This window comes from Rhizobium leguminosarum bv. viciae, from assembly GCF_012276115.1.
Lineage (GTDB): Bacteria > Pseudomonadota > Alphaproteobacteria > Rhizobiales > Rhizobiaceae > Rhizobium > Rhizobium leguminosarum_T.
In genome coordinates this window covers 308,337-324,410 of record NZ_WIEU01000002.1, presented here as the reverse complement: position 1 = coordinate 324,410, position 16,074 = coordinate 308,337, and the positions used below count along the sequence as shown (strand labels likewise).

Annotated in this window: 13 protein-coding genes; 4 read left to right on the top strand and 9 right to left on the bottom strand. The window is 61.5% G+C overall.

What is annotated here, in order from left to right; translation table 11 throughout:
- Positions 1-8: 8 nt before the first annotated feature.
- The 6 genes from GFM02_RS04815 to GFM02_RS04790 all read right to left on the bottom strand — a co-directional run bounded on the left by GFM02_RS04815 (position 9) and on the right by GFM02_RS04790 (position 8,783).
- Positions 9-1,217, bottom strand: coding sequence for a glycosyltransferase family protein (locus GFM02_RS04815; protein WP_020052924.1), 1,209 nt, complete (start codon positions 1,215-1,217; stop codon positions 9-11).
- Between the two features lie 96 nt (positions 1,218-1,313).
- On the bottom strand, positions 1,314-2,486 hold the full coding sequence (locus GFM02_RS04810; RefSeq protein ID WP_168305683.1) for an ABC transporter permease: 1,173 nt from the start codon (positions 2,484-2,486) through the stop codon (positions 1,314-1,316).
- Positions 2,486-3,484, bottom strand: coding sequence for an ABC transporter permease subunit (locus GFM02_RS04805; RefSeq protein WP_168320966.1), 999 nt, complete (start codon positions 3,482-3,484; stop codon positions 2,486-2,488). The genes GFM02_RS04810 and GFM02_RS04805 overlap by 1 nt, the downstream gene beginning before the upstream one ends.
- Before the next feature lie 3 nt (positions 3,485-3,487).
- Complete coding sequence (locus tag GFM02_RS04800) at positions 3,488-5,395, bottom strand: ABC transporter substrate-binding protein (RefSeq protein ID WP_168305684.1); 1,908 nt, start codon at positions 5,393-5,395, stop codon at positions 3,488-3,490.
- Positions 5,395-7,284 carry an ABC transporter ATP-binding protein gene (locus tag GFM02_RS04795; protein WP_168320965.1) on the bottom strand — a complete coding sequence of 630 codons (1,890 nt, stop codon included), beginning with the start codon at positions 7,282-7,284 and terminating at the stop codon, positions 5,395-5,397. Before GFM02_RS04795 ends, GFM02_RS04800 begins: the two co-directional genes overlap by 1 nt.
- A gap of 155 nt (positions 7,285-7,439) precedes the next feature.
- Positions 7,440-8,783, bottom strand: coding sequence for an adenylate/guanylate cyclase domain-containing protein (locus GFM02_RS04790; protein WP_026265592.1), 1,344 nt, complete (start codon positions 8,781-8,783; stop codon positions 7,440-7,442).
- A 652-nt stretch (positions 8,784-9,435) separates the two neighbouring features.
- Here GFM02_RS04790 and GFM02_RS04785 point away from each other — a divergent pair.
- The 3 genes from GFM02_RS04785 (at position 9,436) to GFM02_RS04775 (ending at position 11,433) form a co-directional block, all read left to right on the top strand.
- Positions 9,436-10,773, top strand: coding sequence for a nucleotide sugar dehydrogenase (locus GFM02_RS04785; RefSeq protein WP_168320964.1), 1,338 nt, complete (start codon positions 9,436-9,438; stop codon positions 10,771-10,773).
- Between the two features lie 134 nt (positions 10,774-10,907).
- Positions 10,908-11,159 (top strand): type II toxin-antitoxin system Phd/YefM family antitoxin, encoded by a 252-nt coding sequence (locus tag GFM02_RS04780; RefSeq protein WP_017968209.1) that lies wholly within the window; start codon positions 10,908-10,910, stop codon positions 11,157-11,159.
- 1 nt (position 11,160) lies between these two features.
- The gene (locus GFM02_RS04775) at positions 11,161-11,433 is read left to right on the top strand and encodes a Txe/YoeB family addiction module toxin (protein ID WP_168320963.1); all 273 of its coding nucleotides are present in this window, start codon (positions 11,161-11,163) and stop codon (positions 11,431-11,433) included.
- Between the two features lie 54 nt (positions 11,434-11,487).
- On the opposite strand, the gene GFM02_RS04770 is transcribed toward GFM02_RS04775, so the two are convergent.
- Positions 11,488-12,714, bottom strand: a complete 1,227-nt coding sequence (locus GFM02_RS04770) for a DUF3095 domain-containing protein (RefSeq protein ID WP_168320962.1) — start codon at positions 12,712-12,714, stop codon at positions 11,488-11,490.
- A 172-nt stretch (positions 12,715-12,886) separates the two neighbouring features.
- Between GFM02_RS04770 and GFM02_RS04765 the strand changes: the two genes are divergently transcribed.
- Positions 12,887-13,366, top strand: coding sequence for a class I SAM-dependent methyltransferase (locus GFM02_RS04765; protein WP_168266864.1), 480 nt, complete (start codon positions 12,887-12,889; stop codon positions 13,364-13,366).
- Positions 13,367-13,390: 24 nt separating this feature from the next.
- Here the strand turns inward: GFM02_RS04765 and GFM02_RS04760 are convergent, their stop codons facing one another.
- On the bottom strand, positions 13,391-15,181 hold the full coding sequence (locus tag GFM02_RS04760) for an ABC transporter ATP-binding protein (RefSeq protein ID WP_168320961.1): 1,791 nt from the start codon (positions 15,179-15,181) through the stop codon (positions 13,391-13,393).
- A 383-nt stretch (positions 15,182-15,564) separates the two neighbouring features.
- Positions 15,565-16,020, bottom strand: coding sequence for an Rrf2 family transcriptional regulator (locus tag GFM02_RS04755; protein ID WP_168266868.1), 456 nt, complete (start codon positions 16,018-16,020; stop codon positions 15,565-15,567).
- Positions 16,021-16,074 lie beyond the last annotated feature (54 nt).

The following is a 16,074-nucleotide window of genomic DNA, read 5'->3' as shown; positions in this document are numbered from 1 at the left end:
GCTTTTCCCTATTCCGCGCCGACGAGGGACAGATGGCTGCCGCGGCCGTCGATCCATCGGCCGACGGTCTGCGAGATGTGGTCCAGTCCTTCGAGACGCATGTTGCCGCCGCTCTTCGATGGCGGCTGGCGGGAGGGCAGGCGCTTCAGCGCCTCGGCCATGATGGTCGGATCGACGGATTGTTCCGGCAGCAGCATGTCGACGAGGCCGAGTTCGCTCGCCCGCTGGGCGCGCAGCAGCTGCTCCTCGCGCGGCTTGACGCGCGGCACGATGAGGGCCGGCTTGTCGAAGGAGAGAATCTCGCAATAGGTGTTGTAGCCGCCCATGGCGACGACGCCGGTGGCGCCGTCGATCAGCTCTTCCATGTGGTTGTCGAACTCGATCACCTCGATATAGGGGATGGCTTCGCCCTTCTGCACCAGCTTGTTGCGCTCGGCGGCCGGCATATAGGGGCCGAGCACGACGAGCGCCTTCTGCGTCAGCGTCGGATCGGCCTCGTAAGCGTTCATGACGTCGTGGACGAGATCGGAGCCGTCGCCACCGCCGCCCGTGGTGACCAGGAGGTAATTGTCCTTGCGGGCGTTGATCGACGTCTTGCCCCTGGAGACGCTACGCTGCAGGAAGCCGACGAAATCCATCTTCCGGCGCAGGCTGGCCGGCACGTCGAGACCGATCAGCGGATCGTAAAAGTCAGGCGGACCGTAGACCCAGACGCTGTCATAGTACTGGTCGATCTTCTGCATGATGCTGTTCTTCTTCCACTCGGCTTCGAGCAGATGCGGCGCGTCCATGATCTCGCGAAGCCCGAGCACCAGGACGGTGCCGCGGGCCTTGAGATAGGCCAGCGTATCCTCGATCTCGCCCTTCAGCCCCATCGGCTCCTTGTCGACGATGAAGATATCCGGCTGGAAGGTCTCGGCCGTGTGGCGAATGCTCGATTCGCGCATCTTCAGCGTCTCATGCAGGTCGATATGGCTTGCGAGCGACGTATATTCGCCGTTGCGGAGCTTGATGACGCTCGGGATCTTCACGAAGTCGACGCGGGCGCGGTAGTCGAAGGCGCCGGCGATCGTCGCACCCGAAATAATCAGGATGTTGAGGCCGCGATAATCTTCGACCAGCGCATGGGCGATGGCGCGACAGCGGCGCAGATGGCCGAGACCGAAAGTATCGTGGCTGTACATGAGGATGCGCGCATCTTCGAGACGTCTGGACATGGGCATCCCTTCTGGGGTCAGCAACATACTTAGTACCCCCACCGTCCGGAGGCCAAGAGGTGGGGGCGGTGCCGTGATGCGCCGCCGCGTTTCCTGCTATTTGTAGGGATCTGCCGCATCACGCAAGCCGTCTCCCAGAAAGTTGAACGCCAAAATGACGAGGACAACAGGAATGATCGGATAGAGCAGCCATGGATAGAAGGCGATGACGCTGACGCTTTTTGCTTCTGTCAGCAATATGCCCCAGCTGGTGATCGGCGGACGCAGGCCGAGGCCGAGGAAGGAGAGCGCGGTCTCTCCAAGGATCATGCCGGGGATCGAAATCGTCGCCGAAGCAATGAGATGCGACATAAAGCCCGGCACGAGATGCCGGCCGATGATACGCGGCGTGCTGGCGCCCATCAGCTGTGCGGCCTGGACATAATCTTCCTCGCGCAGCGCCAGGAGCTTGGAGCGCACAGCACGCGCCAACCCCGTCCAGTCGATGATGCCGAGGATGACGGTGATGCCGAAATAGATGACGATCGGGCTCCACGTCACCGGCATGATGGCTGCCAGCGCCATCCACAGCGGCAGGCTCGGCAGCGATTGCAGCACCTCGATCAGGCGCTGGACAATGAGATCGAAAATGCCGCCCCGATAACCGGCAAGGCCGCCGATGACGATACCGAGCACGAAACTGATCGAAATGCCGATCAGGCCGATCGTTAACGATATCCGCGCGCCGTAGAGGATACGCGAGAGCACGTCGCGGCCGAGCCGGTCGGTGCCGAGCAGGAACATCTGGCCGCCGATCGCCGGGCAGACGAGATGATAGTTCGAGGCAACAACGCCCCAAAATTTATAGGCATCGCCGCGGCAGAAGAAACGGATCGGCTGCACGTCGTTCGGCCTGTCGGCATAGACACGGTGCAGCGTGTCGAGATCGAGCGTCATGCTGCGGCCGTAGACGAAGGGACCGACGAAGCTACCCTTGTCGAAGAAGTGGATGGGTTGCGGCGGCGCGTGGATGAAATCGACATTGCGCGTGTGCAGGCCGTAGGGCGCCAGGAACTCGACGATCAGGATCATCAGGTAGACGGCGGCGAGAAAGATGCCGGAGATCAAGGCCAGCTTGTGCTGCTTGAATTTCCACCACATCAGCTGTTTCTGCGAGGCGAGATGGATGCGCGATTGCGCCGACGTCATGCTTTCGGTCGCAAGCGGATCGAAAGGAGCGGTCGAGACGTAATGCGGAAGCGGGGCGCCGGGTGCGGGAAGGGGCGACATTATTTGGTGCTCCTGCCTTGCAGACGGATGCGGGGATCAAGGAAGCCGAGCGCGATGTCGGAGATCAGCACGCCGATGACGTTGAGGAAGGCCAGGAACATCAGGAAGGAGCCGGCGAGATACATGTCCTGGCTCTGCAGCGCCTTGATGAGCATCGGCCCCGTCGTCTCCAGCGACAGCACGATCGCGACGATCTCGGCGCCCGAGATGATCGACGGCAGGATCGAGCCGATATCGGCGACGAAGAAGTTGAGCGCCATGCGCAGCGGATATTTGACCAGCGCCTTGAGCGGCGGCAGGCCCTTAGCGCGGGCGGTGACGACATACTGCTTCTGCATCTCGTCGAGCAGGTTGGCGCGCAACCGCCGGATCATGCCGGCCGTGCCGGCCGTGCCGACGATGATGACGGGGATCCAGAGATGGGCGAGGATCGACTGCGCCTTCGCCCAGCTCATCGGCGCCGAGAAATATTGCTGGTCCATCAGATGGCCGATCGAGATGCCGAACCAGATATTGGCGAAATACATCAGGATCAGCGCCAGCATGAAGTTCGGAATGGCGATGCCGAGCAGGCCGAGGAAGGTCAGTCCGTAATCACCCCAGCTGTACTGGTGCGTGGCCGAATAGATGCCGATTGGAAAGGCGATCAGCCAGGTAAGCAGGATCGTCGTGAAGGAGACGAGGATGGTCAGCCACAGGCGATCGCCGATCACGTCGGAGACCGGCAGCTGGTATTCGAAGGAATAGCCGAAATCGCCGTGCAGCATGCCGCCGACCCAGTAGAAATAGCGCACGATCTCCGGCTTGTCGAAGCCGTATTGCTGGCGCATCTCCTCGATTTCCTGGAGGTTGGCGGTCTCGCCGGAGGCGCGCAGCTCGGCGATCTGGCTCTCGAAGAAGTCGCCCGGCGGCAGCTCGATGATGGTGAAGACTAGCGCTGAAATGACGAAGAGCGTCGGCACCATGGCGGCGATGCGCCAGAGAATGTATCTGAACACGTCTCAGGCCTCCTTGTACCAGAATGCATCCGGCATGTAGACGCCGAGATAGGAGGTGGGATCGAAGCCGTAGAGTGCTTTTTCCGGCAGGTTCTGCAGCTTGGCGGCGCGAAGGACCGGCTGCAGCGTGCTGTTGATGAGACCGATCGAGAACACCTGCTGCGTATAAAGCGCCAGCATCTTGTGCCAGATCACCTGGCGCTCCTCGAATTTAGCCGTCGAGCCCCATTGGCTGAGCAGGTCGACCAGTTCGGCGGCCTCCGGCAGGTCGGGTGCGACGCCCTCCTGGCCCGCGGAAAGGTAATGCATGCCCCAGAGCGGCCATTGCAGCTGATCGTCGAGTGTCGGCGCAAGGCCTGAGGGCGACATGTCGGCCGTCGGCACGCCATTGTCGAGGCCGTACCAGATCGACATCATGATCGAACCGCTCATGGCGCGGTTGCGGAAGACGTCGCGCTGCGAGGTGCGGGTATAGAGCGCAAGGCCGATATTCGCCCAATGGTCGTGCACCAGCTCCAGCACGTCGGTGTCGAGATTGCTCTCGCCGGCGGTCTCGACGGTGATCTCGGCGCGCCGCCCGTCGGGCAGCAGCCGGATGCCGTCGTCGTCGCGTTTGGTCAAGCCAAGCTCGTCGAGCAGCCGGTTGGCCTCGTCGGGGTCGAACTTGACGAAGGCGTCGGCATATTCCTGCTTGAAGAGCGGGCTGTCGGGCAGGACCGTATCGGCGCTTGGCGTGCCGAGGCCGTAGAAGGCCACCATGTTGACCTCGTGCCGGTCGATCGCCAGCGACAGAGCGCGGCGCAGGCGCACATCGCGGAAGAGGCCGCGCCACACTTCGTCGGCACAGTTGAGGTTCGGCAGCAGTGTGATGCGCGAGCCGCGCGCGAGCTTCCAGAGATTGACCTTCACCGGAAAGCGCTGCTCGGCCTCCTTCAGGAAGGTATAGTCGTTGAAATCGATGCCGGTCGCCTGCAGGTCGGCTTCGCCTGCACCCGCCTTGGCGGCGATGATCGACGAGGAGGAGACGTTGAGGATGAAACGGTCGAGATAGGGAAGCTGCCTGCCGGTCTCGTCGATGCGGTGGAAGAACGGGTTGCGCTCGAAGACGAACTGCTCGGACGGCAGCGGCGTGGTATTGCGCCAGGGATCGAGCGTCGGGAGGTTCGGATTTTCCGGGCGATAGGAACGCGCCATCTTGATGTGCAGATCCTGCCATTTCTTGACGCGGTAGGTCTTCATCAGCTCGTCCATCTTCGCCTGGTCGGGCTGGAATTTCTTGTGGAACTGCTTGAGATAATGACCGGGGCCGAAGATGACGAGCGGCTGCGGGCCTGCCAGCGTCGGCAGGAACATCGGGTTGGGTTTTTCCCAAGTGTAGCGCACGGTCAGCGGATCGAGCATTTCGAAGCGCGGCAGGCTGCCGTGCGGACGAAGCTCCAGCGCGCCGCCGCCGGGCGTCAGCTTGTCGTTCAGGATGACGTCTTCCCACCAGTAGCGGAAATCGTCGGCCGTGAACGGCTGGCCATCGGACCATTTATGGCCCTCGCGCAGCGTGAAGGTGAAGACCGTGTCGTCCTCGGACTGGAAGGAAGCCAGGATATCCGGCTGGAACTGGAGGTGCTTGTTGTAGCCGATCAGTCGGGAATAGCCGTAGATCGTCATGAAGCGGATGTCGCGCTGGCTGCCGATGATGGTGCGCACCGTGCCGCCGTAGGCACCGGGTTCGAGCCCCATCTCCTTCAGGTTGACGATGCGCGGGCGCAGCGGAATGCGCTCGGCCATCGGCGGCAAGCTGCCTGATGTCAGCCGCTCCTTGAGGAATTCCGGCTCGCCGACCTGTCCGGCCCGAAGCACCGCGGGTGCGATCGCCGCGCCGACAAGGCCGCCGAGAAAGATGCGACGCGTCACCATCAGCGCAACTCCCTGGCATCGGCGCCCTTGCGGGCGCGCACCAGATGGCCGTCGCCGAGGTCGGCATAGGCAAGCTCGGAAGCGTCGTCGTGCTCGGCGGTGAAGGTCGCGCCCCAATTCTGTTTGTCGGCGGCGCCGTTTTCCCTGAGCGCCTTGAAATCGAGCGGCCGGTCGAGATCGGGGAAGGGGACGGCGGCGAGCAGCGATTTCGTATAGGGGTGCACCGGATCGCGCAGAATGATCTCGCGCGGCGCAATTTCGACGATGCGGCCCTTGCACATCACCGCGATGCGGTCGGCCATGTAATCGACGACGGCGAGATTGTGCGAAATGAACAGATAGGTAAGCCCCAGCTCCTTCTGCAGGTCCTTCAACAGGTTGAGGATCTGCGCCTGCACGGAGACGTCAAGCGCCGAGACCGGCTCGTCGAGAATGACGAGCTTCGGGCCGAGCGCGAGTGCGCGCGCGATGCCGATGCGCTGGCGCTGGCCGCCCGAAAAACTGTGCGGGTAGCGGCTGAGATGACGCTTGTCGAGGCCGATTGCGGCCATCAATCCTTCGACCTTGCGCTTGCGCTCGTCGCTGTCGCCGCGGTCATGGATCTCGAGCGGTTCACTCAGGATATTGCGCACCGTCATGCGCGGCGAGAGCGAGGAGACCGGGTCCTGGAACACCATCTGGATCTTGGTCCGCATGTCCTGCAGTTCAGCGCCTTTGACGGAGAGGACGTCGACGACCTCCTTGCCGTCGTTGAACACCACTGCGCCGCTGTCCGGCGTGATGGCGCGCATCAGGATCTTGCTGAGCGTCGTCTTGCCGCAGCCGGACTCGCCCACCAGGCCGAGACATTCGCCGCGGCGGATGTCGAAGCTGACGTCGTCGACGGCGCGCAGGACGGCGGCTTCATGTTTGCCGAAGAAACTGCGCTTGCGCGTCTTGTAGGTCTTCGAGAGATTGGCGACGGAAAGCAGGATGCCCGGCGCCTCTGCCTGGAGCGGCTTCTTCTTGCCGACCAGGGACTCGAGATTGACCGTTACATCGCGCAGCGCTTTCAGCCGCTCACCGGGTTTCATGTCGAAATGCGGAACGGCGGCCATCAGGCCCTTGAGATAGGGATGCTGCGGATTGCGGAAGATCGCCTCGACGGGTCCTGCTTCCATGATCTCGCCGTGATAGATGACGACCACCTCGTCGGCCATGTTGGCGACGATACCGAGATCGTGGGTGATGAGCAGCATCGCCATGCCAAGCTTCGCCTGCAGCTCGCGGAGCAATTCGAGGATCTGCGCCTGGATCGTCACGTCGAGCGCCGTCGTCGGCTCGTCGGCGATCAGCAGCGCCGGCTTGCAGATCAGCGCCATGGCGATCATCGCGCGCTGGCGCATGCCGCCGGACAGTTCGAACGGGTACATGTCGTAGGTGCGATGCGGATTGGAGAAGCCGACAAGGCCAAGCATCTCCTCGGTCTTTTCACGGGCTTCCTGCTTGTCGGCTTCGGTATGGATCAGCAGCACTTCGTTGATCTGATTGCCGATCGTATGCAGCGGCGAGAGCGAGGTCATCGGCTCCTGGAAGATCGTCGCCATGCGGCGGCCGCGCAGGTCGCGCATTTCCTCGCTGTCGCGCGGAAAGGACAGAATATCGGTCGTGCTGCCGTCGAGCGGATCGGTGAAGAGAATACGGCCCGAGGCCTTGGCCGGATTGGGCAGGATGCCCATGATCGACTGGCTGATCACCGACTTCCCCGAGCCGGATTCACCGACGAGAGCGGTGACCTTGCCCGGAAGAATGCGAAGATTGGCTTGTTTTACGACGCGTAGCCGGTCACCGAAAACCGAGAAGGAGACGTCGAGATTTTCAATACGCAACAGATCCGCTGCAGACGCCATACCAATGAAATTCCCCAGTCTTCTATGTTCCCGTTAAGGCACACTATCGTACCGCAAACGGGGTGTCCAGCTGATGACAATCATAGAAAAACCGCCGCCTCTCGCTGAAGTTCCCCCAGGCGAGATGCGCAGATTATGGCAGGGGTTCTAAGCTCTTACTGGATGAATTTCTCCATGCTGGTGCGCTTCACCTGTTTCTTGGCGTCGCGATGCAGGAGAATGACCTGCTCGGCTTCTGAAAGTCCGTTCTGCACGGCCTCACGGAAGCTCTCGTCGACGTTGATTGCGGGTGCTGGCGCGCGCGGCTGCAGCACCGTCACCTTCTGACGGATGCCGCGCAGCTTCTCCTCGCCGAGCGTCGTCCATTCGCCGCCGCAATAGCCGGCGAAGGCCTGGCTGGCGACGACCTCGCGACCGTATTTCTTGGTCAGGATCTGCAGACGTTGAACCTCGTTGACCGCCGAGCCGAAGGCGGAGAAGGTCAAACGGTCCTTGAGGCCGACATTGCCGAACATGACGTTGCCGACATGCAGGCCGATGCCGTAGCCGACCCTGGTCAGGCCCTTCTGCTCGCGGTCCCTGTTGAGCTCGGCGACCCGCGCCTGCGCCTGATGCACGGCCGAAAGCGCGGCCTCGCAGGCAATTTTCGATGGATCCTTGTGGCGCCCGCAAGGATAGACGGCGAGAAAGCCATCGCCGAGGAAACTCAGGATCTCGCCGCCATTGCGGTTGAAGGGGGCGGCGATCGCGTCGAAGAACTGGTTCAGCGTGTCGATATAGGCCTGCCGGCCTTCTTTTTCGGCGTACATGGTGGATTCGCGCATGTCGCCCATGACCAGTGCTGCCCGGATCGTCTCGCCGTCGCCACGGCGGATCTGGCCGTTCAGCACCCGCTTGCCGGCGTCGCCGCCGAGATAGGTGGTCAGCATGTTGTTGGCGAGCTTGCCGAGCACCGCCATCTTGGCGGCGACCGCCAGATGGTTCTGCATCCTGAGCAGCGCATCGATCATATCGTCGGAAAAGCCGGTATTATGGTCCGTCGACCAGGAACCCATCATGCCCTGCACGGAGCCGTCGCCGAAGGGCTGCACGAAGGCGAGGTAGTCGGTGATGCTGTCCTTACGCAAATCCTCGAAAATCGGAAATTCGTTCGGCCCATCATGCATCAGTCGGCGCCGGATGTGCTGCAGATTGTTGTCGAGCAGGTAATAATATGGGCTCTGCAGGAAGCGGTCCGGCTTTTGCCCGGCAGGCATGCGGAAGCCCTCGATGGTGACGCCGCTGGCGCGCCGCCAGGTGAAGCTCAGCGCATCGTAGAGCGGGTGCAACATCGAAAAAGAAAGATGCACGCGCGCAAGCGGCAGCCCCGCAGCAGTGAGCCTTTCGCAGAAACCGCGGACGATGTTTTCAAGCTCGTCTCCGGCCAGCGAAGAGTTCGTCAGCCATTCAGCGACCCGGTCCAACAGGATGGAGGACACGCTGGATTCGATCGTGCTCATTCTCGGTATGATCCTCATAAGGCACGCCATCCCCAAGAGCCAAAAGTCCCTCGGCCGGCACATTTTCATGCGCAGGTCACAAGGAAATCAGGATGTACGAGCGGTATTATTGTGTCAACGGATCTGCCGAAAGCCCGGCAGTGGCGCCCCTCAGCTCCCCATATCGGGGGATCGGACGGGTTGTCCTTTCCAGCTGGTTCATTATCAAAAGTCAAAATAGGGATGCTGCAAATGCGAAACAATGGGAGCCGCAATTTTTTGTGCGCTCAAGTTGCAGCGAAGGGAGCGGCCTGAGTCATTTTGGCCACACCCGGTTAAGGGATTTTCAATGTAGGAGATTGCGAGACCAGCCGTCATCCGGCTGCCGCTTACCCCTCCCCAACCCCTCCCCACAAGGGGGAGGGGCTAAGCCGCGGTCTCCGGCGGTGACCTAAAGGAGAGGCTTGCAGGCTGTTACCGTTCTTCGGATCGTTACGATGGAGGTCATGTGAAGCGGTGCGACACGGTAGCCCCTCCCCCTTGTGGGGAGGGGTTGGGGAGGGTCGTGGTCGCCAACCGACGGTATTGCCGCCGGGAGAAGAGGGCCTCGGGTTTAATTTCACGCAATCATGCATTAGATCAGCCTTCTCTTCCCTGTTTGAAAGATCCCGCCTTGGCCAGCTCCACCTTCGATACGCTTTTGCAGAAGATCGAAACCCGCGCGGCTCGTGCCGGCATCATCGGCCTCGGCTATGTCGGCCTGCCGCTGGCGATGGCGGTGGCGCGCAGTGGCTTTGCGGTCGCCGGCTTCGACATCGATCCGGGCAAGATGGTGGCTCTCGTTGCCCGCCGCTCCTATATCGACGCGGTGAGCGACGAGGCGCTGTCTGCCGAGATCGATGCGGGCCGCTTCAAGGCGACGACCGATTTCGCCGGCCTTGCCGAGTGCGACGTCGTCATCATCTGCGTGCCGACGCCGCTCACCAAGCATCGTGATCCCGATCTTTCCTTCGTCGAGGCGACGTCGCGCTCGATCGCCGCGCATTTGCGCCCCGGTCAGCTCGTCGTGCTGGAATCGACCACCTATCCCGGCACGACCGATGACGTGGTGAAGGTCATTCTCGAAGGCACCGGGCTGAAATCCGGCTCGGACTTCTTCGTCGGCTTTTCGCCGGAGCGCGAGGATCCTGGCAACCAGCATTATCATACCGCCACCATCCCGAAGGTCGTCGCCGGCGACGGGCCTGAGGCGCTGGCGCTGATGAAGGCCTTCTATGGTGCGGCGGTATCGTCCGTCGTTCCGGTCTCTTCGAATGCGACGGCCGAGGCCGTGAAGCTTACCGAAAACATCTTCCGTTCGGTCAACATCGCCCTCGTCAACGAACTGAAGACTGTCTATGCGGCCATGGGCATCGACGTCTGGGAAGTGATCGACGCGGCAAAGACCAAGCCCTTCGGCTACATGCCCTTCTACCCCGGCCCCGGCCTTGGCGGCCATTGCATCCCGATCGATCCCTTCTACCTCACCTGGAAATCGCGCGAATACGAGCTGCCGACCCGCTTCATCGAGCTCGCCGGCGAGATCAATTCGGCTATGCCGCGTTATGTCGTCGGCAAACTCGCCGAGGCGCTCGATATCCGCGCCGGCAAGGCGCTGAGCCGCAGCAGGGTTCTCGTGCTTGGGCTCGCTTACAAGAAGAACGTCGCCGATATCCGCGAGAGCCCGTCGCTGCGACTGATCGAGATCATCGAGGAGCGTGGCGGACACGCAGATTACCACGATCCCTTCGTCGCCGAGATTCCGCCGACGCGCGAATACCAGGCGCTGAAGGGCCGCAAATCGGTGGCGCTGACGCCTGATACCATTGCCGGCTACGATGTAGTGCTGGTCGCGACCGACCACGACCGGATCGATTATGCGGCGCTCGCACAAAGCGCCGCGCTGATTATCGACACCCGCAACGTCTTCAACCGGCTCGGCCTCTCGGCCGATCACGTCATCAAGGCGTGACGGAAATGTCGCTGCATAAGTCTGCTATTCGGCAGCGACTCCCGTCGAGATGGCGGGCGAGCTAATGTTCTGTACTTGACTTTCCGGCAATCTGTACATATATCCGTACGCTTGGAAGTTGGGAAAGGATGTCGATGGCCCATGTTCGTTTGACGGAGTTCCGGCAAAATATTGCAACCTATTTTGATCAAGTCCTCTCTTCTCGGGCTCCTCTGCTCGTGACCCGGCAAGGTTCGGAAGCAATGGTCTTGGTTGCCGAAGGCGAGTACGAGAGCATGCAAGAGACGCTACACCTGCTCTCGACGCCTGCTAATTCTGCCCGGCTACGCGAAAGTATCGGACAGCTTCGTAAGGGGCAGGTGGTAGAGAGCGATCCCACTCTCTGACATGAAATTGCTATGGACCCCTAATTCCTGGGAAGAGTACGAATACTGGCAGAGAAACGACCATAAGATGGTCGAGAAAATCAACGAACTCCTGACGGATACAAAAAGGTCACCCTTCAAAGGTCTGGGCAAGCCAGAGCCATTGAAGGGCGATCTATCCGGATTTTGGTCAAGGCGCATCCTCGGAGAGCATCGGCTCGTCTACTGCGTCACTGGCAAGGGTTCCAACCAGCAGTTGGAAATCATCCAGTGCCGATTTCATTACGAAAAATAGGTTCTTGCGCAGTACAGGTGATTGCGACGTCCGAAAGATTGCCCGGTCATAGTGTTAAATCATGCTCGGCGCTGTTGAAAGCGACTTGCCGGTCATCCGGCTTGCAGCCACCGCATAACCGCCGGCCGCACCGTCGATGAAATGCATGTGGTCGCGCGAGATCGGCGTCGGCACGAAGCAGGTCATCAGCGCCGAGGCCTGCCGATGCAGGCCGTAGCGGGCAATGCCCTTGGCCCGCGCCGCTTCCAGTAGCGTCTCGATCCGTTTCAGATGTTCGGCGTCGACGTCGATCGTCATCTTCAGCCCGTCATCGAACTTGCGAAAATCGGAATTGCCGGCGACGTCGCGCTTGTAGCGGCGGGCGTCGAAGCGACCGAGCGGAATGCCGAGCTTGTAGAACACGACCGTGATGGCGAGCTGCAGGAAGATGATGAGCTTCTGCCGCAACCGCCGGCCAGCCGGCGCGGTGGCCTTGGCCTCGCGGTTAATGCCGTGCAGCGAGAAGGCAAGGTTCGGACCATCGGCCGGCACCGGATGGCTGTCTCGGTTCTGCTCGGTGGTGATGGCGACGATGCCGTTGACGAGGTCCCGGAATTCCTGTCCCGGCCGGCCTTCGCCGGGCACGGCGATGATCGAGACGATCTCGCCGTGCCTGGCGTCGATCGGGCTCCAGCGGCAGGAAAGGCCGGTGAGATCGGGGCGGGTTCCCGGAGCCGCGCGGGCAATGCCGTAACGGCCGAGCTTCATCTGTCTTTCGGCCCAGCTGGTGCCGCCGCCCCAGAACATCGCATAGGTGACATAAGGGCTTGCGGAGTAACGTGCGACGCGGACGTCGAGGCCCTCGGCGCGGGTATCGGCGACCGGCACGATGGCGATGCGCAGCACCAGGCCCAAATCCTCCTCGACCCAGACCTGCACGGCGGCAAGGGCGTCGCGCGCCTGCTTTTCCAGCGAACCCGGAAGCGCAATCAGCGCGCCGTCGCCGCCGAAGACGAAGGGATAATCACCCTTGCCGACGGAATTCAACACCGCCGATATGACGCTGGCGCCCGCCATGTTGACGTCCTTGTAACGGCCGCCGGCAATCGCCTGCGTCGAGCCGACGATGTCGGCCAGCGCCAGCACCCATCCGTCCGGCAGCGGCCGGTAGTTGCCGGCGTCGGTCACGCCCTCGAATTCGCTGAAGAGCGGCACTTCGGCAAAGAAATCTTCGTCGGTCACGGTTTTCATATCGTACAGCTTAGCACAGACCCATGTTGCCACTGCAACGCCAATTCCCATTTACGGCAATCGACTTGGCAAGGTTTCATGTGTTAGAGCATTTCGTGCTTTTTCGGACGCACGGAAATGCTCTATCTTTTTGTTTTTACGCAATTCCGGACGCAAAACCGCTCTCGCACTTTTGCTGGAATTCCTCCAGGACCGCTGACGATTTCATGACGGATATAGATAAATGAGCCGCCTCGACAGCTTCATTCGCCGGTTGACGGCTCAACGCGACATTTTGAACTCGATCACAAATCTGGTGGGGGAAACGCCAGGCCCGGTTCTGGAGTTCGGCCTCGGCAACGGCCGCACCTATGATCATCTGCGCGAGAACTTTCCCGGCCGCCGCATCGTCGCTTTCGACTGGGAAATCCGTTCCTATTCGGCCTCGACACCGCAGGCAGAAGACATGGTGACCGGCAATATCCGCGAATCCGGCCAGGCCTTCGTCGGCATCGGCGCAGCCCTTGCCCATGCCGATATCGGCACCGGTCATGACGAGATCGACGCGGTGACGCTGACCTGGCTGCCGCAGCTGATGGCCGGCGTGCTCGCCCATAACGGCATCGCCGTCAGCGGGCTGCCGCTGGAGCATCCCGAGCTCATGGCGCTGCCGCTCCCCGGTGGTATCAAGGAAGGCCGTTATTTCCTCTACCGAAGGACGTAAAGGCATCAGCGGTGGCATTTCGGTTCACGCCACCAGACCCTTGGTCAGTTCCAGCGCCTGCCGTTCGAACAGCCGGCGATAGATACCGTTGTTGAGCCTGATCAGCGCCTGGTGGTCGCCTTCTTCGACAATCTTTCCCTTGTCGAAGACCAGCAGCCGGTCCAGCGCTCGCACCGTGGACAGCCGGTGGGCGATCACCAGCGTCGTGCGGCCGTTCATCAGGCGTTCCATGGCCTGCTGGATCTGCACTTCGCTCTCGCTGTCGAGGCTCGACGTCGCCTCGTCCAGGATCAGCACCGGCGCATCGGCCAGGAAGGCACGGGCAATGGCGACACGCTGCCGCTCGCCGCCCGACAGCTTGACGCCGCGTTCCCCGACCAGCGTCTCATAGCCCTTGGGAAGGTCCAGGATGAAGTCGTGGGCACTGGCCTGTTTCGCCGCCTGCTCGATCTCGCGCCGCGAGGCGTTCGGCCTGGAATAGGCGATGTTTTCCGCCAGCGTACGATGGAACAGGATGGGCTCCTGCTGCACGATGGCGGTCTGGCCGCGCAGGCTTGATTGCTTGACCCCTGCGATATCCTGCCCGTCGATGCGGATTTCGCCCGAGTTCACGTCATAGAGGCGCTGGATGAGCTTGACGAAGGTCGTCTTGCCGGAGCCCGAATGCCCCACCAGGCCCACGCGCTCACCCGGCTTGATGGTGACCGAGAAATCCTCATAAAGCGGGGTGGGATGCGCGCCATACTGGAAGGTGATGCGATCGAAGACGATCTCGCCCTCGCCAATCTCGATCGGCGTGGCGTTCGGCTTGTCCTCGATGCCGAGCGGCATCTTGTCGAGCAGCACCAGTTCTTCCATGTCGTTGACGGCACGCTGCAGATTGCGGATGTCCTGGCCGACATTGCGCAGATAGCCTTGCAGAACGAAGAACATGGCCAGCACGAAGGTGATGTCGCCAGGCGTCGCCAGCCCCTGCTGCCACATGATCAGGCCCGTTCCCAAGATACCTGCCTGCATGGAAACCATCAGGAAGCCCTGGATCGTACCGCTCAAAGTGCCGCGATTCCACGTCCGTCGCGTGCGGCTGTCCCATCTGGCCATTACTTGGCGCAGGCGTACCTCCTCGCGGTTCTCGGCCCCGAAGGCCTTGACCACCGAATTGCAGCTGATGGCATCCGCCAGTGCGCCACCCAGCTTGGTGTCCCAGGCATTGGCAAGCCGTGCTGCCGGCGACACGAAGCCCATGGAAAGCGCCACGGTCACGCCGATATAGATCAGCGAGCCCGCAGCCACGACCAGGCCCATGATCGGCCAGTAGCTGCCGAGCACGATGCTGGCGCCTACCAGCATGACGATGGAGGGCAGCAGGGCGACTAGCAGCAAGTCGTTGAGCTGGTCGAGCGCCCACATGCCGCGGGTGATCTTGCGCACCGTCGAACCGGCAAAGCTGTTGGCGTGCCAGTCGGTCGAGAACCGTTGCACCTTGTGGAAACCGTTATTCGTCACATCCGCCATGGTGCGCAGCGTCAGCCGGATAATACCGTTGAAGATGAACCAGCGCAGTGCCACGCTGGTCAGGCCCAGTGCCACGACGATGACGAAGGCGCGCAGCGCCCTGTCAGCCGCATTGCTGCCGGCAATGGCATCGACGATCTGGCCGGAAAAAACCGGCACCATGACTTCTGCCAGCGTGCTTGCTATCACCAACACGATGATAACGCCCACTAATGCCGGCCGATGGCGCCAATGATGGAAAACAAAGCCGAGCACATGGCGATAGGCATCGGCGCGGAAATCGAGCTTCTTGCGAGTCATTTTAATCGCTCGGCGCCGTGTTCGGCAACCGGTCCTCAAAATAGAGAGTTGGATGGCACAGCCCAAGCGGGAGACGAAATGATCCCGTCAGATCAATCGGGCTATGAATTAAGGGAAAACCGCATGTCGGGCGCGCTTGAGGCGGGCCGCGAATGGAAATGACCTAGTGTCGGGACATTCCGCACGGGAAGGTTTCGATGATTGCTGATGTCATGCAACGCCTCCCTTATGTTCGAACTAAAGCGGTCAGCGTTTTGTACCGAAGCAATTCGCTATTGCCAAGCGGATATTTGCAACCTTACGGAAAGTGATGCGGAAACGACACACCTTGTGCGCTTGCGAGCAGACAATTCGGCCGGCCCGCTCGCCGGGCGGCGCCCCGCTCATGAAGCGCAGGAATAGGATGTCGCCGGGCGCGCCATCAGTTTCGCCTCGAAGTCGGCCGCGATCCTGTCCAGCGTCACGCTGTCCAACCGCTGCAGGAGCAGGGCTTGGGCCTCCTTCATCGCGTCGCCGAGAGCGACATTCACCGCCTGTTCCACCAGGCATTCCGGCTGGTCGTCGGCCGGGCCGATGGCGAAGAGATGCGGCTCTCCGATGGCGCGGTAGACGTCAAGCAGGGTAATGTCAGACAGCGGGCGCACCAGAGTCCAGCCGCCGCCATGGCCCTTTTCGGAGCGGACATAGCCCTGTTCGCGAAGGCCTGCCATGGTGCGGCGGACGACGACGGGATTGGTGTTCAGCATCTTTGCAATCATCTCGGAGGTCGCCGAATGCTGGTGCTTATCCATGTGGATCAGCACGTGCAGCATGCGTGAAAGGCGGCTGTCATTGCGCATGGGTCTCTTCCTGTCGATCGGACGGATCATTATCGCAAGCGGATCGTAACAAGA